This window comes from Streptomyces sp. NPDC005791 (assembly GCF_042871485.1).
Lineage (GTDB): Bacteria > Actinomycetota > Actinomycetes > Streptomycetales > Streptomycetaceae > Streptomyces.
In genome coordinates this window covers 131,074-154,745 of the sequence record NZ_JBIAIP010000015.1, presented here as the reverse complement: position 1 = coordinate 154,745, position 23,672 = coordinate 131,074, and the positions used below count along the sequence as shown (strand labels likewise).

The following is a 23,672-nucleotide window of genomic DNA, read 5'->3' as shown; positions in this document are numbered from 1 at the left end:
GGCAACGGCGACGAAGGGCGGCACTCTCGGTGAAGCAACTACGGCTCGGGCTCCTGGCCGGCCTCTTCGCCGGAGCCGGCGTGCTGTCCTGGGGCGGAGCCCGTCTCTGGGACTCCCTGGGGACACTGCCGAGCGTGCCGCTCGCCGCCCCCGTCGTGCTGGCTGTGATCGCCGTCGTCCTGCTGGCCGCCGCCCTGTCGATCCGTGCACGGCTGCGCGCCCAGCGGGAGCGTCGTCCCGGAGCGAAGGGTGTGGAGCCGATGATGGCGGCACGCGCCGTGCTCTTCGGCCAGGCGAGTGCCCTCGTCGTCGCTCTGGTCGCGGGGATGTACGGCGGCACCGGCGTCTTCCTGCTCGGCTCCCTCGACGTCCCGCCCCGACGGGATCAGGCCATCTACGCCGGCTTCGCCGTCCTGGCGGGCGTCGCGGTCATCGCCGCCGCCATGTTCCTGGAGCGTGTCTGCAAGCTCCCGGACGACGGGGACGACGAGAGGAACACGGCTCAGGCCGCCTGAGAGCCGGCCCGTCACCACGGGCCACACGCGTCGGCTCTACGCAGCGATCCCCGTTTCCCTCCTCGGCGTTCCTTCTCAGCGCGCCATGATGAGGCTCATCGCCTCCGCGCGGGTAGCTGGATCGCGCAGCTGCCCGCGAACGGCAGACGTGATCGTCTTCGCCCCGGGCTTGCGGATGCCCCGCATCGACATGCACATGTGCTCGCACTCGACGACGACGATGGCCCCGCGCGGCTCCAGGATCGCCATCAGGGAGTCGGCGATCTGCGTGGTGAGCCGCTCCTGGACCTGCGGCCGCCTGGCGTAGACGTCGACCAGCCGGGCCAGCTTCGACAGCCCCGTGATCTTGCCGCTCGTCGCCGGGATGTAGCCGACGTGCGCGACACCGTGGAAGGGCACGAGGTGATGCTCGCAGGTGCTGAACACCTCGATGTCCTTGACCAGCACCATCTCGTCATGACCGAGGTCGAACGTCGTCGTCAGGACGTCCTCGGGCTCCTGGTGGAGTCCCGCGAATATTTCCTTGTACGCACGCGCCACACGGCCCGGGGTCTCGAGCAGACCTTCGCGGTCCGGGTCCTCCCCGACAGCGAGGAGAAGCTCCCGTACGGCGGCCTCCGCCCGCTTCTCGTCGAATACGCCGATCGAACCCTGCCCGTCCAGCGTCACCGGGTCGGTCATCTGTGCCTCGTTCCTCTGTGCAGTCACACGCGCAGGCCCGCCCGGACCTCGCACATGACGGGACAGGCATGGCGCAGCAAACGAAATAGCCGCGCCCCCACAGGCTAGAACCTGGGGGGCGCGGCATCCATTCCGGGCCTGGTGGAGCCCCCGTGACAGGGGACACACCAGGTCGGGCAGGGGCTAACTCTCGGGGCGATCCTCGGGGAGCGCCTCCGGGGAGGTGCCGGTGTTCTTCGACGTGATGTCCTTGGGCGCGATCTCCGGGGTGGCCGAACCATTGGCAGCGCCGTTGGTCAGGGCCAGCTCCTTGGGAGAGAGCACCGGCGGACGCGTCGACGGGGTACGCCGGGCGGAACCGGTCCACGCCGGGCGAGCCGGGCGCTTCACGATCGGGGCGAAGATCTCGGCGATCTGCTCCTTGCCGAGCGTCTCCTTCTCGAGGAGCTCGAGGACCAGTGCGTCGAGGATGTCGCGGTTCTCGACGAGGATTTCCCACGCGTCGTTGTGCGCGGTCTCGATGAGCTTCTTGACCTCTTCGTCGACCAGCGCCGCGACCTCTTCCGAGTAGTCGCGCTGGTGGCCCATCTCCCGGCCCACGAACGGCTCGGTGTTGTCTCCACCGAACTTGATCGCGCCCAGGCGCTCGGTCATGCCGTACTGCGTGACCATCGCGCGGGCCGTGGCAGTGGCCTTCTCGATGTCGTTCGCAGCACCGGTCGTCGGGTCGTGGAAGACCAGCTCCTCGGCCGCACGCCCGCCCAGCATGTACGCCAGCTGGTCGAGCATCTCGTTGCGCGTCGTGGAGTACTTGTCCTCTTCCGGGAGCACCATCGTGTAACCGAGGGCACGGCCGCGGGAGAGGATCGTGATCTTGTGGACCGGGTCCGACTGGGGCGAGGCCGCCGCGACCAGGGCGTGTCCGCCCTCGTGGTACGCGGTGATCTTCTTTTCCTTCTCGGACATGATCCGGGTCCGCTTCTGCGGACCCGCCACGACGCGGTCGATGGCCTCGTCGAGCATGTGGTTGTCGATCAGCTTCTTGTTGCTGCGCGCCGTGAGGAGCGCCGCTTCGTTCAGCACGTTCGACAGGTCGGCACCGGTGAAGCCGGGCGTACGACGGGCGACCGCGTTGAGGTCGACGTCCTCCGCGACCGGCTTGCCCTTCTGGTGCACCTTGAGGATCTCGAGACGGCCCTGCATGTCCGGCCGGTCGACGGCGATCTGCCGGTCGAAGCGTCCCGGACGCAGCAGCGCCGGGTCGAGGATGTCGGGCCGGTTCGTGGCGGCGATCAGGATGACGCCGCCCTTCACGTCGAAGCCGTCCATCTCGACGAGCAACTGGTTGAGCGTCTGCTCGCGCTCGTCGTGACCGCCGCCCATGCCGGCACCGCGGTGCCGTCCGACGGCGTCGATCTCGTCGACGAAGACGATCGCCGGAGCGTTCGCCTTGGCCTGCTCGAAGAGGTCACGGACACGGGAGGCACCGACACCGACGAACATCTCGACGAAGTCGGAACCGGAGATCGAGTAGAACGGGACGCCCGCTTCGCCTGCGACGGCGCGAGCGAGCAGCGTCTTACCCGTACCGGGCGGCCCGTACAGCAGGACGCCCTTGGGGATCTTGGCGCCGACGGCCTGGAACTTCGCCGGCTCCTGGAGGAATTCCTTGATCTCGTACAGTTCCTCGACGGCCTCGTCCGACCCCGCCACATCGGCGAACGTCGTCTTCGGCGTGTCCTTGGTGATCAGCTTGGCCTTCGACTTGCCGAACTGCATGACCTTGGAGCCGCCGCCCTGCATCTGATTCATCAGAAACAGGAACACGACCACGATCAGGACGAAGGGCAACAGGGAGAGAAGGATCGAGACGAACGGGGACTGCTTCGACGGCGAGACGGTGTAACCCTTCTCGATGTCACCGCTCTCGAACTTCTTCTGCAGCGTATCGGCAAGCTCGACACCCTGGTTGCCGATGTAGCTCGCCTGGAACTTGCTGCCGGACTCGCCTTCGAGCTTCTGCTTGTCCTTCAGCTCGATCTTCAGGATCTGTTCGTCACCGGTGGTCAGCTTGGCCTGTTCCACCTGGTTCTTGCTGATCGCCTGGATCACCTTGCCGGTGTCCACCGTCTTGTAGCCGCCGGACGAGCCGACGACCTGCATCAGCACGACCACGGCGAGGACGGCCAGCACGATCCACATGACCGGCCCACGGAAGTATCGCTTCACGTCCATCCATACGGAGCGAAGTCGCCCCGTCCCTCCTGCCCGTAGGTAAATGCTGCTGTGAGAAAAGACTGTTCTTCGGACGGTACCCCAGCATTGTCACCCGTGACCGCAGGGGAGGCCCGACAACCCCGTCTTCGAAAGCTCCAACGGCCCGAACGCCACGAGGGTTCCCGGGAGTCCGGCCGGGTTAGGACGCAGGCCGCCGAGGCGCCCGCCTCAGCCTCCGTAGACGTGGGGGGCGAGCGTACCGACGAAGGGGAGGTTGCGGTACTTCTCCGCGTAGTCCAGGCCGTAGCCGACGACGAACTCGTTGGGGATGTCGAAACCGACCCACTTCACGTCGATCGCGACCTTCGCGGCGTCCGGCTTGCGGAGCAGCGTGCAGACCTCCAGGCTCGCGGGCTCGCGCGAACCGAGGTTGGTCAGCAGCCAGGACAGCGTGAGACCGGAGTCGATGATGTCCTCGACGATCAGGACGTGCTTGCCCTTGATGTCGGTGTCGAGGTCCTTGAGGATCCGGACGACGCCCGAGGACTGGGTGCCCGCGCCGTACGACGAGACGGCCATCCAGTCCATGGTGACGGGGGTGGACAGCGCGCGCGCCAGGTCCGCCATGACCATCACCGCGCCCTTGAGCACGCCGACGATGAGCAGGTCCTTGCCCGCGTACTCCGCGTCGATCTTCGCTGCCAGCTCGACGAGCTTCGCGTCGATCTCTTCCTTGGTGAGGAGCACCGACTCAAGGTCGGTGCCCATGTCCTTCTCGTTCACCGCGTCTCTTTCTCTGCCCTGCCGGACCCGGAACTGTCCCCGGGCCGGACCGGCGTTTCGCCTGCACTTCAGCCGCTTGCGCTTCAGCTCTGCCGAATCACCAGTCTGCCACCCTGCCGCCGTACCTCGACGCGGCCGGGCAGGTTGATGGCGCCCTGGCCGTGCCAGCCGGTGATGAGCCGGTCGACTTCCTCGACATGGCGGGCGAAGAGCGAACCCGCGGGGGACCCGGCGTCGATCACGGCCCGGCGCAGCACACGGCGGCGTACCGCAGGGGGCAGGACGGAAAGCTTGGCGCACTCCAGCCGTCCGGCGTCGTCACGGACCGACCGCGCGGCCTCGGCGGCCCAGGTGTCGAGGGCGTCGGCGTCGTCGCGGGAGAGCTGCGCCGTACGGGCCAGGGCTTCCACGACACCTTTGCCCAGCGCCTTCTCGAGGGCGGGCAGGCCTTCGTGGCGCAGCCGGGAGCGGGTGTAGGCCGGGTCGATGTTGTGGGGGTCGTCCCAGACGGGGATCGACTGCACGAGGCAGGCCTTGCGGGCGGTCTGCCGGTCGAGCTGGAGGAACGGTCGGCGGTAGCGGCCTGCCGGGCCGGAGGCGGCGGCCATCCCGGAGAGGGAACGGATGCCCGAACCCCGCGCGAGGCCCAGCAGGACGGTCTCGGCCTGGTCGTCGCGGGTGTGGCCGAGGAGCACGGCGGCGGCGCCGTGGCGCTCCGCCGCGGCGTCCAGGGCGGCGTAGCGGGCATCACGCGCGGCGGCCTCGGGCCCGCCGTCACGGCCGACCTGTACGGCCACGGCCTCGACCGGGTCCAGCCGCATCCCGGCGAGTCGGGAGACGACCTCGTCGGCGCGGAGTCCGGAGCCGGGCTGGAGGTTGTGGTCGACGGTGATGCCGCCGGCGCGGACGGGGAGCTTGCGCGACTCGAAGGCGAGGGCGGAGGCGAGAGCCATCGAGTCGGCACCTCCTGAGCACGCGACGAGCACCAGCGGGGTGTCGGGCCGTTCGGGGAGTGCGGTGCGGCGCCCCCCCGTCCCGGCTTCGGCGAACTCGGCGTGTCCGGCCTGTTCGGTGTGACGGTTGTGTTCGGCGATGACGTCGTGGAGTACGCGGCGGACCGCCAGGCGTATCGCCGCGACCGCAGGATGGGGACCCATGTCCGGTGCCCTTCGGGTGGAGTTCTGGGGGGGTGCCTCGGAGCGGGCGGGACGCAGTCCCGTCACTCAGAGTGCGTCGATGGTGACAGAGCCAGGCTGTTCATCGAGCATTGCACGCCTTCCCATGCCCCTACGGTCCCTCGGATGGGTGATTGGGGAGGCAATCTCCTCCCGCCGGACCGGTCAGGATCACGAATCTGCCTTACGGTGCACCCGCGCCACCCAGTCCGCCGGTGCGGCGATCTCGGCCTTGGTGGGAAGGGTGTTGGGCGAGGTCCACACCCGGTTGAAGCCGTCCATGCCCACCTCGTCCACCACGGCCCGGACGAACTTCTCCCCGTCGCGGTACTGCCGCAGCTTCGCGTCGAGCCCCAGGAGCTTGCGCAGCGCGAGGTCCAGCCGGCTGGCTCCACGCGCCCGGCGCTGCTGGAACTTCTCCCGGATCTCGGCGACGGACGCCACCACATCCGGGCCGACACCGTCCATCACGAAGTCCGCGTGCCCTTCGAGCAGGGACATCACGGCCGTGAGGCGGCCCAGGATCTCGCGCTGGGAGGGGGTCTGGACGATGTCGACGAGACTGCGCCCGCCGCCCTCACCCTTCTCTCCCTGTTCGCCCTCGGGCCGGCTCCCTCCGGAGAAGGCCTGCGCGGCCTCACGGAGGCGTTCGAGCAAGGTCATCGGGTCGACGTCGGTCTCGTCGAGGAACGACTGGATCTCGCCCCGCAGATGGTCGCGGAGCCAGGGCACGCCGGTGAACTGGGTCCGGTGCGTCTCCTCGTGGAGGGCCACCCAGAGCCTGAAGTCGTGCGGGTCGACCTCAAGTTCGCGTTCGACGTGGACGATGTTGGGCGCGACCAGGAGGAGCCTGCCACCTCCCTTGGAGGACGCGGGGAGCTCCCGGGTGGCCGGGGCGAACGTCTCGTACTGCCCGAGGACCCGGGAGGACAGGAAGGACAGGAGCATGCCCAGCTCGACGCCGGTCACCTTGCCGCCGACCGCGCCGAGCACGGCATTGCCGGGGCCACTGCCCCGGCGGTCCTGCATCTTTCCGAGCAGCGGACCCAGCAGCTCTCGGAAGCCCGCGACGTTGGCCCTGATCCAGCCCGCCCGGTCGACGACCAGGACCGGGGTGTCCTCGGGTTCGTGCCCGTCCGGAATCATCCGGGTGAACGCACGGACGTGCTCCTCCGAAGCCTTGGCATGCCGGCGGAGTTCCGCGACGACGGCGCGGGCCTCCTCGCGGCTGATCTCGGGACCCGGCCGCACGAACCGGGTCGCAGTCGCGACCGCGAGATTCCAGTCGACCATCTCGGCACCACCGATGCTCGTCATGCGTCAACCGTACGTGAGGTGGCCGCTCCTTGGTGGGGTGTCAGCCGCTCACCGGGTGCCTTCGACGAGAGTGGTGGCCAGGGTGTCGAGCGATGCCTCCGCCTCGTCCGGGGACGTGGTGCCCGACGCCAGGAAGGCGAAGGCGAGCAGTCGGCCCTGTGCGTCGACCGCCGTCCCGGCGAGGCTGTTCACCCCGGTGAGGGTGCCCGTCTTGGCCCTGATCAGGCCGGTCGCCGGGGAGGTCGCGTCGTAGCGGTCACCGAGCGTGCCGCTGAAGCCGGCGACCGGGAGACCGGTGAGGACGGGACGCAGCTCGGGATGGTCCGGTCCGGCGGCGAGCGCGAGCAGCTGGGCCAGGAGTTCCGCCGTCACCTTGTCCGCGCGGTCGAGACCGCTGCCGTCCGCGAGGCGGGCGCCGGCCAGTGGCAGGCCGAGCGCCTTGAGCCGGGCGGTCACGGCCCGGCGGCTCCCGGCGAAGGAGGCCGGCTGCCCGGCCTTCAGCGCGGTCTGCCGGGCCAAGGCCTCGGCGAGGTCGTTGTCGCTGTTGGTCAAAGCCCGTTCGACCAGTGCGGAGAGCGGCTTCGACCAGTGTGTCGCCACCGTCCGGGCACCGGCCGGGGTCCGCCCCGGCACAGGAGCGGTCCGGGTGGCGACACCCGCGTCGTCGAGGAGATCCGCGAAGTCCCGCGCGGCGTCGCCCGCAGGGTCGCCGGTACGGGGGGCGGGCCCCCGGTCGCTCGTGTCGAGGCGGCCCTCGTCGAGCATGAGCGCGCTGACGGGCGCGATGTTCTCGTTGGGGCCGATGGGGTGGAGCGCCGGACCGGAGTAGCGCGAGGTGTCGTACGCCAGCCGCACGGCCCCTGTTCCGCCGTCGCGCAGGGAGCGTGCCGTGTCCGCTGCCAGGGCGCGCAAAGCCGCCTTGTCCAGGGTGGGGTCACCGCCGCCGACGAGGGTGAGCGTCCGGGAGTCCGGGGACAGCGTGACCGTCGTCGCGATGCGGTGGGCGGGGCCGAGCGCGGAGAGCGCGGCGGCGGCCGTGGCGATCTTCACCGTGGACGCGGGGGTCATGGGGGACGCCGCGTCCCGGGCGTACAGCTGTTCTCCGGTGGCCGCGTCGACGACCACGGCGGTGCGTACGGAGCCGAGCGCCGGTGTTTCCAGGAGGTGATCGAGGGCCGTCTCGAGGCCGCTCGCGCCCGCCGGGGCCTTGAGGCCGGCCGTGGCTCCTAGGGCGCTCAGGACGGGGGGCGCACTGGGGGCGGGTTCCGGAGCGCCGGGAGTGGCCTCTTCGTGATGTACACCACCTGCGCGCTGCTGGGCGGCCACCCGGTCCCGCTCGGCCTTACGCTGACCGGTGTCCCAGGGACCGGCGGCCAGGACGGCGCCGGCGGCGACCACCAGGCCGAGCACCGCGGAGCCTGCGACGAGCCGGAGGTCGTCCCGTCCGTTCCCGCGCTTCGGGTACACCGGGATTTTCCACTTGCCCCACCTGTGCAACGGTTCGTCCGTCGGTCTCTCCACCGGCTCGGCCACCGTTGACCAGCCCCTTTCGCGAGCACTCGTCTGCGTGAGGGACACTTAACCACCAGTCGTAAGTGTTGATCATGGAGGAGCCACCCGTGGAGTTCGACGTCACCATCGAGATCCCGAAGGGTTCGCGGAACAAGTACGAGGTGGACCACGAGACCGGTCGGATCCGCCTGGACCGTCGACTCTTCACCTCGACCAGCTACCCGGCCGACTACGGCTTCGTAGAGAACACCCTCGGCGAGGACGGCGACCCGCTGGACGCGCTGGTCATCCTGGACGAGCCGACCTTCCCCGGATGCGTCATCAAGTGCCGCGCCATCGGCATGTTCCGCATGACGGACGAGGCCGGCGGCGACGACAAGCTGCTGTGCGTCCCGGCGTCCGACCCCCGGGTGGAGCACCTGCGCGACATCCAGCACGTGTCGGAGTTCGACCGCCTGGAGATCCAGCACTTCTTCGAGGTCTACAAGGACCTGGAGCCGGGCAAGTCCGTCGAGGGCGCCGACTGGGTCGGCCGCGCCGAGGCCGAGGCCGAGATCGAGGCCTCCTACAAGCGCCTCGAGACGCAGGGCAAGCACTGACGTAACCCCCTCCGGCTTCCGCTTACGAGCGGGACGGCGCGGATCACGGCGCATGGGGCCGACCGGCCCCGCCTGTCGTACGGACAACGGGCGGCGCACCTTCACCGGTGCGCCGCCCGTTGCGTGTGGCGGCCCATGTCCGTGCCCATACTGGGCAGAAGCGCTCCCGTAACGAGCGGTCGAGAGGGAACGAGGTCGAGTGGTGGCGGAACAGGGCGGTCCTGAGGACCAGAAGCCCCAGTCCGACGAGGCACGCAGCGCCTTCGTCCCGCCGGCCGGTGTGGAGCAGCCGGCGGCTCCGTCCGAGGACGACCATCCGACGTCGGAATTCGCCCTTCCGGCCGGTCTGCACACCGAGCCGGTGGCACCGTCGGGCTCCGGTCCTGGTTCCGCTTCCGGACCGGGATCCGACTCCCTCGCGTCCGCCTTCGTCCCGCCGAGCGGCTACAACGCGCAGCAGCAGCCGCCCGCGTTCACTCCCGCGCACGGCATTCCGATGGTCCGGCTGACCAAGGAAGCCCCCTGGCAGGACCGGATGCGCACGATGCTGCGTATGCCGGTGACGGAGCGTCCGGCGCCCGAGAGCGTGCAGCGGACGGACGACTCGGGTCCCGCCGTACCGCGCGTGCTCGACCTGACGCTGCGTATCGGGGAGCTGCTCCTCGCGGGCGGCGAGGGCGCGGAGGACGTCGAAGCCGCCATGTTCGCGGTGACGCGTTCGTACGGGCTCGACCGCTGCGAGCCGACGGTCACCTTCACCCTGCTGTCCATCTCGTACCAGCCGTCGCTGGTCGACGACCCCGTGACGGCGAGCCGCACCGTACGCCGCCGGGGCACCGACTACACCCGGCTGGCAGCGGTGTTCCGGCTGATCGACGACATCACCACGGCGGAACACGTCGAGGTGTCGCTGGAAGAGGCCTACCGGCGCCTGGCCGAGATCCGCCGTAACCGGCACCCGTACCCCGGCTGGGTGCTGACGGCCGCCGCCGGCCTGCTCGCCGGCTCGGCGTCGGTGCTGGTCGGCGGTGGTGTGCTCGTCTTCATCGTGGCGGCGGCGGGCGCGATGCTCGGTGACCGGCTGGCGTGGCTCTGCGCCGGACGCGGGCTGCCCGAGTTCTACCAGTTCACGGCTGCGGCCATGCCTCCGGCCGCGATGGGCATCGCGCTGACCCTCACCCATTCGACGGATGTGCGGCCCTCCGCGGTGATCACCGGTGGGCTGTTCGCGCTGCTCCCCGGACGGGCCCTCGTCGCCGGGGTGCAGGACGGTCTGACCGGCTACTACATCACCGCGGGAGCCCGGCTCCTGGAGGTCATGTACTTCTTCATCGGCATCGTGGCCGGTGTGCTGCTGATGCTCTATCTGGGGGTCCAGCTCGGCGCCGAGCTCAACCCGGAGGCGCGCTTCGTACCCAACGACCGGCCGGTGCTCCAGATCCTGGCCTCGATGGCACTCACGCTGGCCTTCGCGATCCTGCTCCAGCAGGAACGTTCCACGGTGCTCGCGGTGACCCTCAACGGGGGTGTGGCCTGGGTCATCTACGGGGCGATGGCCCGCGAGGGCGGCATCTCGCCGGTGGCCGCGACGGCGGTCGCCGCCGGTCTGGTCGGGCTGTTCGGCCAGCTGTTCTCGCGCTACCACTACAGCTCGTCGTTGCCCTACATCACGGCCGCGATCGGTCCGCTGCTGCCCGGTTCGGCGACCTACTTCGGTCTGCTGGGCGTCGCGCAGAACGAGGTGGACACCGGGCTGACCTCGCTGTCCACGGCGGTCGCCACGGCCCTGGCGATCGCCATCGGTGTCAATCTCGGGAGCGAGATCTCCCGGTTGTTCATGCGGGTGCCGGGTGCCGTCGAGGGAGCGTCCCGCCGGGCGGCCAAGCGAACGCGTGGCTTCTGACGGCGTACCGCACGAGGACGACGCCCCGGCCCTCTCGGCGGATGCCGGGGGACCGGGGCGCCGTCGGTGCGTGCGCGGGCGGGGTCAGCGCCTGCTCTGCCAGCCGTACTGACCCGGGTCGTCCTCCTGGCCGTCGCCCGGCCGGGCCGCGGGCCGGTCACCGTAGGGGGCGCCGCCGTCGGCGTACGGGCCGGGCTGGGCACCGCCACCGCCGTACCGGCCGTCGGGTGCGCCGTTGTACGGGGCGGGCTGGCCGCTGCCGTACTGCCCGCCCTGGGGGTTGCCGTACGGGGCGCCCTGCTCCGCGGCGCCGCCGTACCGACCTTCCTGTCCGTCGCCGTACGGGGCGCCCTGCCCACCGGGGTACTGGCCGCCGCCGTACTGGCCGCCCTGGCCGCCGCCGTACTGGCCGCCCTGGCCGGTGCCGTACTGGCCGCCCTGGCCTCCGCCGTACTGGCCCTGACTCCCGCCGTACTGGCTCTGGCTCTCGCCGTACCGACCGCCTTGCCCGCTGCCGTACTGGGCACCGCCCTGGGGGCTGCCGTACTGGGGGCTGCCGTACTGGGCGCCCTGGTTGCCGTACTGGTCGCCGTACGCGGCGCCGTACTGGGCGGCGTTCTGCTGACCGCCCCCGTACTGACCCTGCTGACCGTGGCCGTACTGATCGTTGCCGTACTGACCCGGTTGGCCGGTGCCGTACTGATCGTCGCCGTACCGAGCGCCCTGGTCGGTGCCGTACGGGCCGTCGTGACGACCGGCGTCGTACGGTGCCGCCTGGTCGCCGGTGTAGCGCTGGGCGGCAGGGTTCTGCCCGTCGTCGCCGGCTCCGCCGTCCGAGGGGCCGTGGTCGTCCCCCTGGTGCGCGGCGCCTTCCTTCTTCGACTTGCTGCGGGCCCGCAGGAACTCGATCACGATCGGCAGCACGGAGACCAGCACGATCAGGATGAGGATCATCTCGATGTTCTCGTGCACGAAGTCGATCTTGCCCAGGGCCGCGCCGAGCACCGTCACCCCGACGCCCCAGAGGATGCCGCCGATGATGTTGAACGTGATGAACGAGCGGTAGTCCATCCGGCTCACACCGGCGATGATCGGCGTGAACGTCCGGACGACGGGCACGAAGCGGGCCAGTACCAGCGACTTCGGGCCGTACTTCTCGAAGAACTCGTGGGCCTTCTCGACGTTCTCCTGCTTGAAGAGTCGGGAGTCCGGTCGTTTGAAGAGGGCCGGTCCCACCTTGCGGCCGAAGAGGTAGCCGACCTGGTCGCCGATGATCGCCGCGAGGGCCACCAGGACACAGACCAGCCACAGGGGGTACTTCAGATCCCCCGTGGTCACCAGAAGGCCGGTGGTGAACAACAGGGAGTCACCGGGCAGGAAGAAGCCGATCAGCAGTCCGGACTCGGCGAACACGATGAGCAGGAGGCCGGGGAGCCCGAAGGTGTTGAGCAGATAATCCGGGTCCAGCCAGCTCGGGCCGAGCGCAAGCGTATTCAAGGGTCCGGGCTCCAGGGTTGGTCGGTGTGTACGCGGCTGCGTGGCCGCCCCAAGCTATCAACGCTGCGGCGGACGCCTGGGTTCCACTGGCGTAAGCAAGGATGCGCGCGACACGAACCGGAGCAAAGCTTTCCGCAGGAGACACCACATCACGGGCATGACGGACCACAGCCGCTGACAGCCGTGATCGACAAGCCCGGCGCCGCACCTCACCACCCCGCTCCCGGAGGCCCTCGCATGACCACGTCCGTCAACGTCGCCGTCATCTACTACTCCTCCACCGGCACCATCTCCACGATCGCCAAGGCGCTGGCGAAGGACGCCGAGAACGCCGGCGCGCAGGTACGCCTGCGCAAAGCCGCGGAGCTCGCCCCGCAGGCGGCCGTCAACTCGAATCCGGCCTGGGCCGAGCACGCGAAGGCGACCGCCGACATCCCCGAGGTCTCGCCGGACGACATGGTCTGGGCCGACGCGGTGATCTTCGGTACGCCCACCCGGTACGGCAATGTCACCGCCCAGCTCAAACAGTTCCTCGACACACTGGGAGGCCTCTGGCAGGCGGGGAAGCTCGCCGACAAGGTCTACAGCGGCTTCACCGCCAGCAGCACCACCCACGGCGGTCAGGAGTCCACCCTGCTGGCGCTGTACAACACGATCTACCACTTCGGCGGCATCCTCGTCCCTCCCGGCTACACGGACCCGTCGAAGTTCGTCGACGGCAATCCTTACGGCACCTCCCATGTCTCGGGACAGGGCGACATCCCGGTCGCCGAACAGACCCTGAGGGCAGCGCGCGTCCAGGCCGAGCGCGTCGTGAAATTCACCCGGGCCATCAGGACCGGACTGGCGGCCGGGAACTGAGGGGATCGTTCATGCCGCTCCACACGGGTACGCACGGCGGGTCCGCACCGTCCGACGAGCACCGCAGGCTCGCCCTCAACCCCTTCTTCGGGGAGGCCGACCCGACCGCGCCGATGGTCGCGGCGCCACCGACGCACCGCCTCCCGGACGGCCCGCTGCCGCCCTCGACCGCGTACCGGCTCGTCCACGACGAGCTGATGCTCGACGGGAACTCCCGGCTCAACCTCGCGACCTTCGTCACCACCTGGATGGAACCGCAGGCCGGTGTGCTGATGAGTGAGTGCCGGGACAAGAACATGATCGACAAGGATGAGTACCCGCGCACCGCCGAGTTGGAGCGGCGCTGTGTGGCGATGCTCGCCGACCTCTGGAACGCCCCCGCCCCCTCGTCCACGGTGGGCTGTTCGACCACGGGCTCCAGCGAGGCCTGCATGCTGGCGGGTATGGCGCTGAAACGCCGCTGGTCGGCCAGGAACGCCGACCGTTATCCGGCGTCCGCCCGGCCCAATCTGGTGATGGGCGTCAATGTGCAGGTCTGCTGGGAGAAATTCTGCGCGTACTGGGAGGTGGAGCCCCGCCAGGTCCCGATGGAGGGCGAACGCTTCCATCTCGACCCGCAGGCGGCCGCCGAGCTGTGCGACGAGAACACCATCGGCGTGGTCGGAATCCTCGGTTCCACCTTTGACGGTTCCTATGAGCCGATCGCCGGTCTCTGCGCGGCCCTGGACGATCTCCAGGAGCGCACCGGGCTCGACATCCCGGTCCATGTGGACGGGGCGTCCGGGGCGATGGTGGCACCGTTCCTCGACGAGGACCTGGTGTGGGACTTCCGGCTGCCCCGGGTGTCCTCGATCAACACCTCCGGCCACAAGTACGGCCTGGTCTACCCGGGTGTGGGCTGGGCCCTGTGGCGCTCACCGGCCGAACTGCCGGAGGAACTGGTCTTCCGGGTCAACTACCTGGGCGGCGACATGCCGACGTTCGCGCTGAACTTCTCCCGGCCCGGCGCGCAGGTGGTGGCGCAGTACTACACGTTCCTGCGACTGGGCCGGGAGGGCTACCGGGCCGTGCAGCAGGCCTCCCGGGACATCGCGCGACGGCTCGCCACGGGCTTCGAGGCCCTGGGCGACTTCAGACTGCTGACCGGGGGCGACGAACTTCCGGTGTTCGCGGTGACGACGACACCCGAGGTGCGGGCGTACGACGTCTTCGACGTGTCGAGGCGGCTACGGGAGCGCGGCTGGCTGGTGCCCGCCTACACCTTCCCCGCCAACCGCCAGGACCTGTCGGTGCTGCGTGTCGTCTGCCGCAACGGCTTCTCCTCGGACCTCGCGGAGCTGCTGCTGGGCGACCTGCGCGGGCTCCTGCCCGACCTACGCGCTCAACAGCACCCGTTGAACCGGGACCCGGGGGCGCAGACCTCGTTCCACCACTGACGGGCCGCGTAGGTGCTCAGCGGCTGAGCCGTGCGAACCTCCTGACCGCCAGGGGGAAGAACACCGCGAGCAGCGCCACCGGCCAGAGCACCGCGAGCAGTTCGGCGTGTTCGGCGGCCCAGGATCCTGAGCCGCCGCCCGGGTTGCCGAACAGGCCGCGCACCGCAGTGGCCGTGGCCGACATCGGATTCCACTCGACGACCCCGCCCAGCCAGCCCGGCATCGACTCCGGTGACGCGAAGACGTTGGAGAGGAAACCCACCGGCCAGACCAGGATCTGCACGGCCTGCACCATCTCCGGCCTGCCCGCCACCAGCGCGAGCTGGATGCCGATCCACAGCATCGCGAACCGCAGCAGGAGCAGCAGCCCCAGCGCGGCCAGGGCGGCGGCCGTGCCGTTGTGCCAGCGCCAGCCGAGGACGTACCCGACCCCGGTCATCACGGCGAGCCCGGCCACCGACTGGAGCATGTCGGCGGCGCTCCGCCCGACCAGAACCGCGCCCGAGACCATCGGCATGGAACGGAACCGGTCGATGACGCCCTTGTGCAGGTCCTGGGTGACGGCCAGCATCGTGCCTTCCAGGCCGAAGGCCATGGTGAGCGCGAGCATGCCGGGCACCAGGTAATCGGTGTTGTCCCCGTCGACCCCGCTGCCGCCGCCGACCAGGTAGTTGAACATCAGGAGCAGCATCACGGGGAAGACCAGGCCGACGACCACCTGGACCGGCTGCCGTGCCCAGTGCGCCAGTTCGCGCCGGGTCATCGTCCAGGAGTCCGTCAGCGCCCAGCCCATGCGTCCCGGTCCCGCCGTCGCCGTACTCATACCGCCACCTCCGTGTCCATGGGGACGTGGGCCCCGCCGCCGGCTCCCGTGAGCGACAGGAACGCCTCGTCCAGCGTGGGACGGCGCACCGCGATGTCCTCGGCCTCGATGCCCGCTTCTTCGAGCGCCCGCACGATCCGTGTCAGGGCCCGCATGCGGTCCGGGGCAGGTGCGCCGAGCAGCCGACGGTCCGCGTCCACGGTCACCCCCTCGCCGAGCAGCCCGGCCGCCTCTGCGAGCCGGCCCGCGTCGCGGACGACCACGTCGACACGGTTACCGCCGGCCATCGCCTTGAGCCCGTCGGCCGTGTCCTCCGCGATGACCCGGCCGTCGTCGATCACCGAGATCCGGTCGGCCAGTTGGTCCGCCTCCTCCAGATACTGGGTGGTCAGCAGCACGGTGGTGCCCCCTGCGGCCAGGGACCGGACGGCGTTCCACACCTCGGCCCGCCCCCGCGGGTCGAGACCGGTCGTCGGCTCGTCCAGGAAGAGCACCCTTGGGTCCGTGATCAGGGATGCCGCCAGGTCGAGGCGACGGCGCATGCCCCCGCTGTACTGCTTGACCGCCTTGCGTCCGGTGTCCACGAGCCCGAACCGCTCCAGCAGCTCCTCGGCCCGCAGGCCCGCCCGGCGTGCGCCCAGGTGGTACAGCCGGCCGAACATCTCCAGGTTCTGCCTGCCGTCGAGCTCCTCGTCGACCGCGGCGTGCTGCCCGAGGAGTCCGATCCGCCGCCTGACCTCGCCGGCCGCGGACCGCACATCGAACCCCGCCACCTCCGCCCGGCCCTCGTCGTGCCGCAGCAGGGTCGTCAGCACCCGTACGGCAGTGGTCTTGCCTGCCCCGTTGGGGCCGAGCACCCCGTGGACGGCACCACTGCGGACGACGAGGTCGAGTCCGTCCAGCGCGCGTTTCGCTCCGTACCGCTTGTGCACTCCTTCGACGACGATCGCGTCACTCACGGTGTCCACCGACCCCTCACTCATGTAGTCAAATTTGACTAGCAGGGGAAAGGTAAACCCGGCGGCAACCATTAGTCAAACTTGATCAGCCGGCATCCCCGGGATCACGGACCCCGGTGGCGTACGGGTTCTCCTGCCCCTCGGCGAGCACCCCGATGAAGGGGCCTCCCTCACCCGCGAAGGTGTACGCGCCCGCTTCGATGCGCGCGATCAGGCCGCGGGTCCACTCGACTCCCGCGTCCGCCGAATGAACCCACAGGTGCATGATCTCGCCGATGTGCCCGAGCGACTCCGGTCCGTCCGCCGGCGTGTAGTGCTCCGTGACCGACGTCCGCCAGCCCTCGATGGCGGCGACACGCTGCCGCAGGAGTTCCAGCGCCTCGGCCCGCTCCAGGTCGACGATGAAGCCGATGCCGGCGGAGAGCACGTCCGTGCTCTGGTCGTACGAGGTCAGCGCGGCCCGCAGCAGGGTGAAGTACTCCTGCGTGCCGGCGCCGGTGATCTCGTACTCGGTGCGGGGCGGTCCCCCGGCCGTGGACGGGGCGACGTCGTGGGCGACCAGCAGTCCCTGCTTCGCCATCTGTTTGAGTGCGTGGTAGATCGACCCGGGCTTGGCGCTGGACCACTCGTGCGCGCCCCAGTACTCCAGGTCGTTGCGCACCTGGTAGCCGTGCGCCCGGCCGTGCTGGCGCACGGCGCCGAGGACCAGGAGACGGATCGCCGACATACCACTCACCCTCTGTATTCAACTTCGCCCAGGGTAGCCCGCCTCCTCGGCGACCAGGTCGAGGGCCTTCTTGCCGTCCACCGCCTCGCGCAGCATGTCGGCGTGGCCCGCGTGGCGGCCGACCTCCTCGACGAGATGGACCAGCAGCCAGCGCATGGAGCAGCGCTCGTTCTCGGGGTACCAGGGGGCCGGCGGCAGCGGGAAGGTGTCGTTCATGCTGTCGACGTCGTCGAGGATGAACGACTCTGTCTCCGAGGCGACCTTCGCCCAGAACTCGAGCATCCGCGGGACCGTCTCGTCACCCACGAGCCGGAAGCTGTCGGCCCAGGTCGCTGCGTCCCGCTGCCGCTCGTTCGGGCGCTGCTGGGCCATACGCAACCAGTTCAGCTCCGTCTCGGCGACGTGCTTGAGCAGTCCGGAGAGGCAGAGCTCGCTGACGCCGGGGCGGCTCGCGGCCTGCTCCTCGGTGAGGCCCAGCACGGAGCGCCGGATCGCGCCGCGCTGGGCCTCGACGAAGGCGAGGAGTGCGCCGCGTTCGTCGCCGGAGACCTCTGCGGGAACGTGGGTGACCATGGTGTCTTCCTTCCGTCGGACGCGAGGGCGGGGGGCCGCGTACCGCCCGCTCGCGCAGCCAACGTACTGACCCAGGAGGTCGGATTCCGTTTCGGTCCGCCGTGTCAGAAGGAAGAGCCAGAAGAAGGAAAATCAGAAGAACGTCAGAAGGGGAAAACCGTTCGTCCGCGCTGCACCGAAATCCACTTCCGCGTGGTGAACGCCTCGACGGCGGCCTCGCCGTTCAGCCGCCCCATACCGGACCCCTTCTCGCCACCGAACGCGGCCGCCGGATCGTCCTGCACGGTCGAGCCGTTGACGTGGAACATCCCACCCCTGATACGCCGGGCGAACCGCACGCCCCGCTCGCCGTCCGCCGTATGGACGGCGCCGCTCAGCCCGTAGGGGCTGTCGTTGACCAGCCGCACGCCGTCGTCCTCACCGTCGAACGGCACCAGCAGGGCCACGGGGCCGAAGATCTCCTGGTCCAGCAGTGGCGACCCCTCCGGAAGTCCCGTCAGCACGGTCGGCTCGACGACGGTGCCGCGCGTGCGGCCCCGCACGAGCGCCGTGGCACCGGCCTCGATCGCCCCGTCGACCAGCGCGGTGAGCGCCTCGGCCTGGAACGCGCTGACGACCGGACCGATATGAGTGGCCGGATCGCGCGGGTCCCCCGTCCGAAGCGCGGACACCGCCGCGGTGAACCGCTCGGTGAACTCCTGCTCCACGGACCGGTCCACCAGGATGCGATGGGCGGCCATGCCGACCTGTCCCTGGAACAGGAAGCGGCTGTGGACGGCCGCCCGTACCGCGTGGTCGAGGTCGGCGTCCTCCAGTACGACCAGGGCGCTGTTGCCGCTCAGTTCGAGGATGGCCCGCTTGAACATCCCGGCGGCGACGGCCGCGACATGGCGGCCGACCCGGTCCGAACCGGTGAAGGCGATCACCTTGGGCACGGGGTGCCGCAGGAAGGAGTCACCGATCTCCGCACTGTCGGTGATCAGGACGTTGAGGAGTCCCGCGGGCAGCCCCGCGTCCTCGAAGATCCGGGCCACCAGTCCGCCGCCGGCGACCGGGGCGCTCTGATGGGGCTTCACCACGACGGCGTTGCCCAGCGCGAGCGCGGGGGCGACGGTCTTCATCGTCACCAGGAAGGGGAAGTCCAAGGCGCTGATCACACCGATGACGCCGACGGGCAGCCGGTACACCCGGTTCTCCTTGCCGTCGGCGACCGAGGGCAGCAGGCGCGCCGCGGGGCGGAGCGCCTGCCCGACCGCCTCGCGCAGGAACTCCTGCGCGGCGCGGACCTCGTATGCGGCCTTCGCCCGGGTCCCCCCGAGTTCGTCGATGATCAGCTCGGTGATTTCGTCGCTGCGTTCCCCGACGAGCCGCACCGCGTTCTCCAGAACGGTCCGTCGCGCATAAGGGCTGACCGCCGCCCATTCCCGCTGCGCGCGTTCGGCCGCCCGGTAGGCGAGGTCGACCTGCGCCGCCGTTGCCACGGTGACGGAGCAGAGCTTTTCGCCGTTGTAGGGATTGATATCGATGATGTCCCACGCACCGTTGCCGGTCAGCCACTCACCGTCGATGTACTGGCGGGCCAGTTCACTGGGGAAGGACATGCAATCCCTTACTGCAGGCACAGACTCCTGTGGGTTCGTCATCGTACTGGCGATTCACGTCAGTTGAAGTAGACCTCGGAGAAGATCCCGACTCTCCTCGGGCCCCGGGCTGTCCTTGTGGAGCCGGTCCATGGCCTTTTCGTACTGGGCGACCTCTTCGGCCTTGTCCAGATACAGCGCACTTGTCAGCTGCTCCAGATAGACGATGTCCGAGAGATCGGATTCCGGGAAACGCAGCATCGTGAATGCCCCGCTCTCGCCGGCATGACCGCCGAAGCTGAAGGGCATCACCTGGAGCGTGATGTTCGGCTGCTCCGACATGTCGATCAGGTGCCGCAACTGCGCGCGCATCACCTCGCGCCCGCCGTACGGGCGACGCAGGGCCGCCTCGTCCAGCACGGCGTGGAAGCGGGGAGCACGCTCGGACACGAGCGCCTTCTGCCGCGCCAGCCGCAACGCGACCCTGCGGTCGATCTCGGCCGCCGGCGCACCGGGCATGCCGCGCACGACGACGGCATGGGCGTACGCCTCCGTCTGCAACAGCCCGTGGACGAACTGGACTTCGTAGATCCGGATGAGCGAGGCCGCTCCCTCCAGACCGATATACGTCTGGAACCAGCCGGGCAGCACATCGCCGTAACTGTGCCACCAGCCCGCCACGTTGGCCTCACGGGCCAGACCGAGGAGCGCATCCCGCTCCACCTCGTCCGTGACTCCGTACAGCGTGAGCAGGTCCTCGACATCCCTGGCCTTGAAGCTCACCCGTCCCAACTCCATGCGGCTGATCTTCGATTCGGAGGCGCGGATGGAGTAGCCGGCCGCCTCACGGGTGATGCCGCGCGACTCGCGCAGGCGCCTGAGCTGTGAGCCCAGCAGGATGCGCCGCACCACAGAACCACTCGACTCCCCTGCCGACACCGGCTCCCCAACCCTCCCCATCGCTTCCCTTGCTCCGGAGCTCCCCCGAACCCCGGAGGCGGATTCTGCCATCAAAACGCTTCAGCCCGTACTCGTTCGATTACAGAGAGGGCAAGACTTTCCCAAAGCTTCAAAACCAGGAAGCGGAAGAAATGAGTCCGAACCAGCACGTTACAGGGCGTAACTTCCGCGTGCACGTGCATCTGCCCTTGCATCTGCTCTGCGCATTCGGAACCATGGCCCTCGCGCACCTGCGTGCTCGTTCGTGTTGTGCCGCTGTACCCGCAGTGCCCGCCAGAAGCAGTGCCGCTACAGCCGCGAATCCCGGGAGTGCCTCGTATGGGGACGAATGGATCGACGATGCTCGAGCCGTTACGGCAGGGGCTTCCCCCCATCGACCTCTCGGCGGTCGCCGGTTCGGCCTACTGCACATTGCCGGCCCGGTACGAAGCGGTGGGCGGGGCACGGCGATTCACCCGTACGACGCTGAACTCCTGGGAACTGGGCGACCGCTTCGACGACGTCGCCCTGGTCGTGTCCGAGCTGGTCACCAACGCGCTGCGGCACGCCCTCCCCGCCGAGACCGCACGGGAGCTCCAGGACCGCTCCGTACGCCTGCACCTGATGCGCTGGACCTCACGTCTGGTGTGCGCGGTGCGCGATCCCAGCGAGAAGGGGCCCGTGGCGGGCGAGGCGCCGGATTCCGCCGAGTCCGGCCGGGGCCTGTTCCTGGTGGAGTCCTTCAGCGACAGCTGGGGCTGGCACCCCTCTCCCGTACCGGCCGGGGACACGCCGTCCGACGGGGGCATCGGCAAGGTGGTCTGGGCCCTGTTCCGACTGACGGACCGTCCGGCGGCGGTGTGATCCGCCCCGGTCGACGCCTTCCTGACAGCGCGCGGCCGGGTTGCCACCGCCGCCCGCACCGGCGTCCGGCCGAGGGACGTCCGTGCGGTCAGCCGGTGGCCAGGTGGTCGAACTCCCCGTCCTTGACGCCCAGCAGCAACGCCTCGATCTCCGCCGGCGTATAGACCAGTGCGGGCCCGTCGGGGTGGCGCGAGTTCCGCATCGCCACATTCCCGCCGGGCAGTTTCGCGAACTCCACGCATGATCCCTGGGAGTTGCTGTGTCTGCTCTTCTGCCAGACGACCCCGCGAAGCTCTGTGGCCGCCATGCCGTTGTACACGTGGTGCACAGGACGCTCCCCGAGTTGCAAGGTGCAAATGTCAACTAGCTCGGATCATAGCTGTGTTCATATGCCAATGCATGAGCAGATGCACGTGCACACCGGGTGCGCACGCGATTACAGTTTTACCGCTGATCCGCTCACCCATCCGTTCACTCTTCCTCCCCCTCTATGAGGAACAGACGAACAAAACGGCAATGTGGCTCCCCTCTACCCGGAGTTGCTCTGATCACCCCTGGCAGGGCGGGCACGGCCCGGCTCTATGCCCGACCGCTGCTGATCTCCAGAGCCCGCGAGAAGTCCTCCAAGGCGCGGAGCAGCAGCGTGGCCCCGTTGCGCACGAAGGGATCGGGCTCGGAGCCGAGGGCGGCGTCGCGGCGCGCCAACGCCTCCCTGACCGGCTCCCAGTCGGGGACGCGGCGCTCCCGCACCGCCTTCGCACCCTCCTCGGTGGCACGGCGCAAGGCGTCGGCCAGCCCGGCGGCCTCGGGCAGGGGGGTGGCGGACGCGGCGGGCAGGTGGGCCTCCATGAGCATCGTGACCCGGCCGAACTGGGCGAGCGCGTCCTGGGCGTCCGCCGCGGAGGTCCGGGAGATGCCCCGGTGACGTACGGGCTCGTGCTGGGCCGTATCCAGGGCCTCCTGCCAGGCGACGCGGGCCTCCCTGGTGGTGAGGAGGGCGGCGCGCACGTCCATCAGGCTCCTGGACGCGGGGTCGGCGTACCGGTCCAGGACCGTGGCCGCGTACCGCCCGTCCGTGACCACCCAGTTGGCAAGCCGGTCGCGTAGCCGCGGGGTTTCCCAGGCCGGGTAGAGGGCGTACGCCGCCATGGCGAGGATCCCACCGATGAGGGTCAGCACCACCCTCTCGGGTACGGTCTGCGACCAGTCGTCGCCCGCCATCCCGAGCAGGAAGACGACATAGGCGGAGACACAGACCTGGCCGACGGCGTATCCGGTGCGCATCAGCAGGTACATCAGCCCGGCGCTGACCACGGCGAGCACGGCGGAGAGCTCCGCGTTCGGGTGTGCGGTCTGCACGATGCCGGTGGCGAGGGCGACACCGATCACGGTGCCCAGGAAGCGGGCCACGGACCGTGAGTACGTCTGGGTGAATTCCGGGCGCATCACCATCACGGCGGTCATCGGCGCCCAGTAGCCGTGCCCGAACGGCAGCACCGCCCCCATGAGGTAGCCGGCCGCGGCCACTGCCGACACCCGGACCGCGTGGCGCAGGATCGTCGACCCGCGGCGCAGTTCGCGGCGCATCGAGCCGTGGACGACGGGGACCAGTCTCAGCAGGGTGGGCCGGCGCCGGTGCGGGACGAGCGGTCCACCGGGCGTCCGGTCGTCCGTACCGGTCCCCTCGGCGATCTCGACGACATCGGCGAGCAACGAGGTGAGACGGTCGGCGGCCCGGCGGGGCGGGCCGGTGAGGATGACCTCGGTGTCGGGGGACTTCAGTACGGACAGCGCCGTCTCGTCCAGCCGCACCGGGTCGCCGCGGCGCACCGCCCGGGCCGCCGAGTCGAGCAGGGATCCGGCGGCACCGAGGATCTCCCGCGCCCAGTAGCGCTCGGGGCCCTCGGCCGGCACGCCCAGCGCGGGATCCGCCAGCGAGGCGAGGACCGGCCGCAGCCGTTCGGCGACCCCGCGCGCGCCGTGCAGGTCGGCGGGGCGGCGCCGGGCCTGCCGGGGGGTGACCGCCGCCGCGTTGCGCGCGGTCATCAGCGGTACCGGGTCGAAGGGCGCCACCGGGTCGCTCCGCAGCCTGCGGGCGTAGTCGGCCTCGGCGGCCAGGGCGTCGGCGAGCGCGTCACGCTGGGCGCCCCATCTGCGCACCGGGAACAACACGATCAGCGCCGCCTGGACGAGCCCGCCGAACGCCATCATCGCGGCGTGGGCGGCGGCGTCGGCGACGGAGGTGGGCAGAGTGATCGTGACCAGCATGATCGCCACGTTGGAGGCCGCGATGATGCCGCCGGTCGGGCCCGCCGCCCAGGCCATGCCGGCGGTGAACGTCCAGAGGACGAGCAGGGCCAGGAACAGCAGGGTGTGGGACACGGTGACGTAGCCGACGAATGTCGACACGGCCAGGCTGGCACCGGAGACCAGAGCGAGTACGGGCCGGGGTCGCCAGCTGCGCTGGAAGGTCGCGATGGCGGCCTGGAACGCGCCGAAGGCGGAGCCGGCGGCGATCACCGGGCCGAAGAGCGCCAGACTCACCCCGACGACGAGGGCGAGGCCCGCGGCGCCGCGGATCGCGATGAGCGGTTCGAGACGCCGCCGCTCGATCGTCAGCCCCGAGCGGGCCGTCTCCTTCAGCGCCCGGAGCCAGCTCATGGACCGAGCCTAACCGGATTTCCGGACAAACCCGACTTGAGTCGCCCTGC

21 protein-coding genes are annotated in these 23,672 nt (G+C 69.9%); 6 read left to right on the top strand and 15 right to left on the bottom strand.

Annotated features, from left to right (window positions below; all coding sequences use genetic code 11):
* Window positions 1-29 precede the first annotated feature (29 nt).
* A complete protein-coding gene (locus tag ACFYSH_RS27025) occupies window positions 30-515 on the top strand; it encodes a DUF3180 domain-containing protein (protein WP_359469238.1) in 486 nt (161 codons plus the stop codon).
* Between the two features lie 75 nt (window positions 516-590).
* Here ACFYSH_RS27025 and folE read toward each other — a convergent pair whose 3' ends face one another.
* From folE to dacB, 6 genes are all read right to left on the bottom strand, one after another.
* Window positions 591-1,196, bottom strand: coding sequence for a GTP cyclohydrolase I FolE (gene folE, locus ACFYSH_RS27020; RefSeq protein WP_359469236.1), 606 nt, complete (start codon window positions 1,194-1,196; stop codon window positions 591-593).
* A gap of 183 nt (window positions 1,197-1,379) precedes the next feature.
* Entirely contained in the window at window positions 1,380-3,431 is a 2,052-nt protein-coding gene (gene ftsH, locus ACFYSH_RS27015; RefSeq protein ID WP_359469234.1) for an ATP-dependent zinc metalloprotease FtsH, read from the bottom strand.
* 210 nt (window positions 3,432-3,641) lie between these two features.
* Window positions 3,642-4,181 carry a hypoxanthine phosphoribosyltransferase gene (gene hpt / locus ACFYSH_RS27010; protein ID WP_359469362.1) on the bottom strand — a complete coding sequence of 180 codons (540 nt, stop codon included), beginning with the start codon at window positions 4,179-4,181 and terminating at the stop codon, window positions 3,642-3,644.
* A gap of 98 nt (window positions 4,182-4,279) precedes the next feature.
* Window positions 4,280-5,353 (bottom strand): tRNA lysidine(34) synthetase TilS, encoded by a 1,074-nt coding sequence (gene tilS / locus ACFYSH_RS27005; protein ID WP_359469231.1) that lies wholly within the window; start codon window positions 5,351-5,353, stop codon window positions 4,280-4,282.
* A gap of 189 nt (window positions 5,354-5,542) precedes the next feature.
* Complete coding sequence (locus ACFYSH_RS27000) at window positions 5,543-6,688, bottom strand: zinc-dependent metalloprotease (protein WP_359469228.1); 1,146 nt, start codon at window positions 6,686-6,688, stop codon at window positions 5,543-5,545.
* Between the two features lie 48 nt (window positions 6,689-6,736).
* Window positions 6,737-8,221, bottom strand: coding sequence for a D-alanyl-D-alanine carboxypeptidase/D-alanyl-D-alanine-endopeptidase (gene dacB, locus ACFYSH_RS26995; protein ID WP_359469226.1), 1,485 nt, complete (start codon window positions 8,219-8,221; stop codon window positions 6,737-6,739).
* 86 nt (window positions 8,222-8,307) lie between these two features.
* On the opposite strand from dacB, the gene ACFYSH_RS26990 reads away from it, so the two are divergent.
* Together ACFYSH_RS26990 and ACFYSH_RS26985 are read left to right on the top strand one after the other, a co-directional pair.
* Window positions 8,308-8,799, top strand: coding sequence for an inorganic diphosphatase (locus ACFYSH_RS26990; RefSeq protein ID WP_359469360.1), 492 nt, complete (start codon window positions 8,308-8,310; stop codon window positions 8,797-8,799).
* Between the two features lie 199 nt (window positions 8,800-8,998).
* Window positions 8,999-10,702 (top strand): threonine/serine exporter family protein, encoded by a 1,704-nt coding sequence (locus ACFYSH_RS26985; protein ID WP_359469223.1) that lies wholly within the window; start codon window positions 8,999-9,001, stop codon window positions 10,700-10,702.
* 84 nt (window positions 10,703-10,786) lie between these two features.
* On the opposite strand, the gene ACFYSH_RS26980 is transcribed toward ACFYSH_RS26985, so the two are convergent.
* Window positions 10,787-12,199: a VTT domain-containing protein gene (locus tag ACFYSH_RS26980; protein WP_388755932.1), complete on the bottom strand. Its 1,413-nt coding sequence runs from the start codon at window positions 12,197-12,199 to the stop codon at window positions 10,787-10,789.
* 237 nt (window positions 12,200-12,436) lie between these two features.
* Between ACFYSH_RS26980 and wrbA the strand changes: the two genes are divergently transcribed.
* Together wrbA and ACFYSH_RS26970 are read left to right on the top strand one after the other, a co-directional pair.
* Window positions 12,437-13,060: an NAD(P)H:quinone oxidoreductase type IV gene (gene wrbA, locus ACFYSH_RS26975; protein ID WP_388755929.1), complete on the top strand. Its 624-nt coding sequence runs from the start codon at window positions 12,437-12,439 to the stop codon at window positions 13,058-13,060.
* A gap of 11 nt (window positions 13,061-13,071) precedes the next feature.
* Window positions 13,072-14,496 carry a glutamate decarboxylase gene (locus ACFYSH_RS26970; RefSeq protein WP_388755926.1) on the top strand — a complete coding sequence of 475 codons (1,425 nt, stop codon included), beginning with the start codon at window positions 13,072-13,074 and terminating at the stop codon, window positions 14,494-14,496.
* 16 nt (window positions 14,497-14,512) lie between these two features.
* On the opposite strand, the gene ACFYSH_RS26965 is transcribed toward ACFYSH_RS26970, so the two are convergent.
* The 6 genes from ACFYSH_RS26965 to ACFYSH_RS26940 all read right to left on the bottom strand — a co-directional run bounded on the left by ACFYSH_RS26965 (window position 14,513) and on the right by ACFYSH_RS26940 (window position 20,118).
* Window positions 14,513-15,319, bottom strand: coding sequence for an ABC transporter permease (locus ACFYSH_RS26965; protein WP_388755923.1), 807 nt, complete (start codon window positions 15,317-15,319; stop codon window positions 14,513-14,515).
* On the bottom strand, window positions 15,316-16,278 hold the full coding sequence (locus tag ACFYSH_RS26960; RefSeq protein ID WP_388755982.1) for an ATP-binding cassette domain-containing protein: 963 nt from the start codon (window positions 16,276-16,278) through the stop codon (window positions 15,316-15,318). The genes ACFYSH_RS26965 and ACFYSH_RS26960 overlap by 4 nt, the downstream gene beginning before the upstream one ends.
* An 85-nt stretch (window positions 16,279-16,363) precedes the next feature.
* On the bottom strand, window positions 16,364-17,005 hold the full coding sequence (locus ACFYSH_RS26955; RefSeq protein ID WP_359469210.1) for a PadR family transcriptional regulator: 642 nt from the start codon (window positions 17,003-17,005) through the stop codon (window positions 16,364-16,366).
* An 18-nt stretch (window positions 17,006-17,023) separates the two neighbouring features.
* A complete protein-coding gene (locus tag ACFYSH_RS26950; RefSeq protein ID WP_359469207.1) occupies window positions 17,024-17,578 on the bottom strand; it encodes a DinB family protein in 555 nt (184 codons plus the stop codon).
* A gap of 143 nt (window positions 17,579-17,721) precedes the next feature.
* Window positions 17,722-19,179 (bottom strand): aldehyde dehydrogenase family protein, encoded by a 1,458-nt coding sequence (locus tag ACFYSH_RS26945; RefSeq protein WP_388755920.1) that lies wholly within the window; start codon window positions 19,177-19,179, stop codon window positions 17,722-17,724.
* A 54-nt stretch (window positions 19,180-19,233) separates the two neighbouring features.
* Window positions 19,234-20,118 carry a helix-turn-helix transcriptional regulator gene (locus tag ACFYSH_RS26940; RefSeq protein WP_359469202.1) on the bottom strand — a complete coding sequence of 295 codons (885 nt, stop codon included), beginning with the start codon at window positions 20,116-20,118 and terminating at the stop codon, window positions 19,234-19,236.
* A 339-nt stretch (window positions 20,119-20,457) separates the two neighbouring features.
* Between ACFYSH_RS26940 and ACFYSH_RS26935 the strand changes: the two genes are divergently transcribed.
* The gene (locus ACFYSH_RS26935; protein ID WP_359469199.1) at window positions 20,458-20,961 is read left to right on the top strand and encodes an ATP-binding protein; all 504 of its coding nucleotides are present in this window, start codon (window positions 20,458-20,460) and stop codon (window positions 20,959-20,961) included.
* Window positions 20,962-21,049: 88 nt separating this feature from the next.
* Here the strand turns inward: ACFYSH_RS26935 and ACFYSH_RS26930 are convergent, their stop codons facing one another.
* Window positions 21,050-21,289 (bottom strand): DUF397 domain-containing protein, encoded by a 240-nt coding sequence (locus ACFYSH_RS26930; protein WP_359469196.1) that lies wholly within the window; start codon window positions 21,287-21,289, stop codon window positions 21,050-21,052.
* 251 nt (window positions 21,290-21,540) lie between these two features.
* Window positions 21,541-23,622: an FUSC family protein gene (locus ACFYSH_RS26925; RefSeq protein ID WP_359469194.1), complete on the bottom strand. Its 2,082-nt coding sequence runs from the start codon at window positions 23,620-23,622 to the stop codon at window positions 21,541-21,543.
* Between the last annotated feature and the right edge of the window lie 50 nt (window positions 23,623-23,672).

Excerpts from the sequence above, each read along its gene's own strand:
- tilS (WP_359469231.1), bottom strand. The coding sequence starts at position 5,353 with ATGGGTCCCCATCCTGCGGTCGCGGCGATACGCCTGGCGGTCCGCCGC.
- ftsH (WP_359469234.1), bottom strand. The coding sequence starts at position 3,431 with ATGGACGTGAAGCGATACTTCCGTGGGCCGGTCATGTGGATCGTGCTG.
- ACFYSH_RS26945 (WP_388755920.1), bottom strand. The coding sequence starts at position 19,179 with ATGTCCTTCCCCAGTGAACTGGCCCGCCAGTACATCGACGGTGAGTGG.
- ACFYSH_RS26955 (WP_359469210.1), bottom strand. The coding sequence starts at position 17,005 with ATGTCGGCGATCCGTCTCCTGGTCCTCGGCGCCGTGCGCCAGCACGGC.
- ACFYSH_RS26970 (WP_388755926.1), top strand. The coding sequence starts at position 13,072 with ATGCCGCTCCACACGGGTACGCACGGCGGGTCCGCACCGTCCGACGAG.
- ACFYSH_RS26965 (WP_388755923.1), bottom strand. The coding sequence starts at position 15,319 with ATGAGTACGGCGACGGCGGGACCGGGACGCATGGGCTGGGCGCTGACG.
- ACFYSH_RS27000 (WP_359469228.1), bottom strand. The coding sequence starts at position 6,688 with ATGACGAGCATCGGTGGTGCCGAGATGGTCGACTGGAATCTCGCGGTC.
- ACFYSH_RS26950 (WP_359469207.1), bottom strand. The coding sequence starts at position 17,578 with ATGGTCACCCACGTTCCCGCAGAGGTCTCCGGCGACGAACGCGGCGCA.
- folE (WP_359469236.1), bottom strand. The coding sequence starts at position 1,196 with ATGACCGACCCGGTGACGCTGGACGGGCAGGGTTCGATCGGCGTATTC.
- ACFYSH_RS26940 (WP_359469202.1), bottom strand. The coding sequence starts at position 20,118 with ATGGGGAGGGTTGGGGAGCCGGTGTCGGCAGGGGAGTCGAGTGGTTCT.
- hpt (WP_359469362.1), bottom strand. The coding sequence starts at position 4,181 with ATGGGCACCGACCTTGAGTCGGTGCTCCTCACCAAGGAAGAGATCGAC.
- ACFYSH_RS26925 (WP_359469194.1), bottom strand. The coding sequence starts at position 23,622 with ATGAGCTGGCTCCGGGCGCTGAAGGAGACGGCCCGCTCGGGGCTGACG.
- ACFYSH_RS26935 (WP_359469199.1), top strand. The coding sequence starts at position 20,458 with ATGCTCGAGCCGTTACGGCAGGGGCTTCCCCCCATCGACCTCTCGGCG.
- wrbA (WP_388755929.1), top strand. The coding sequence starts at position 12,437 with ATGACCACGTCCGTCAACGTCGCCGTCATCTACTACTCCTCCACCGGC.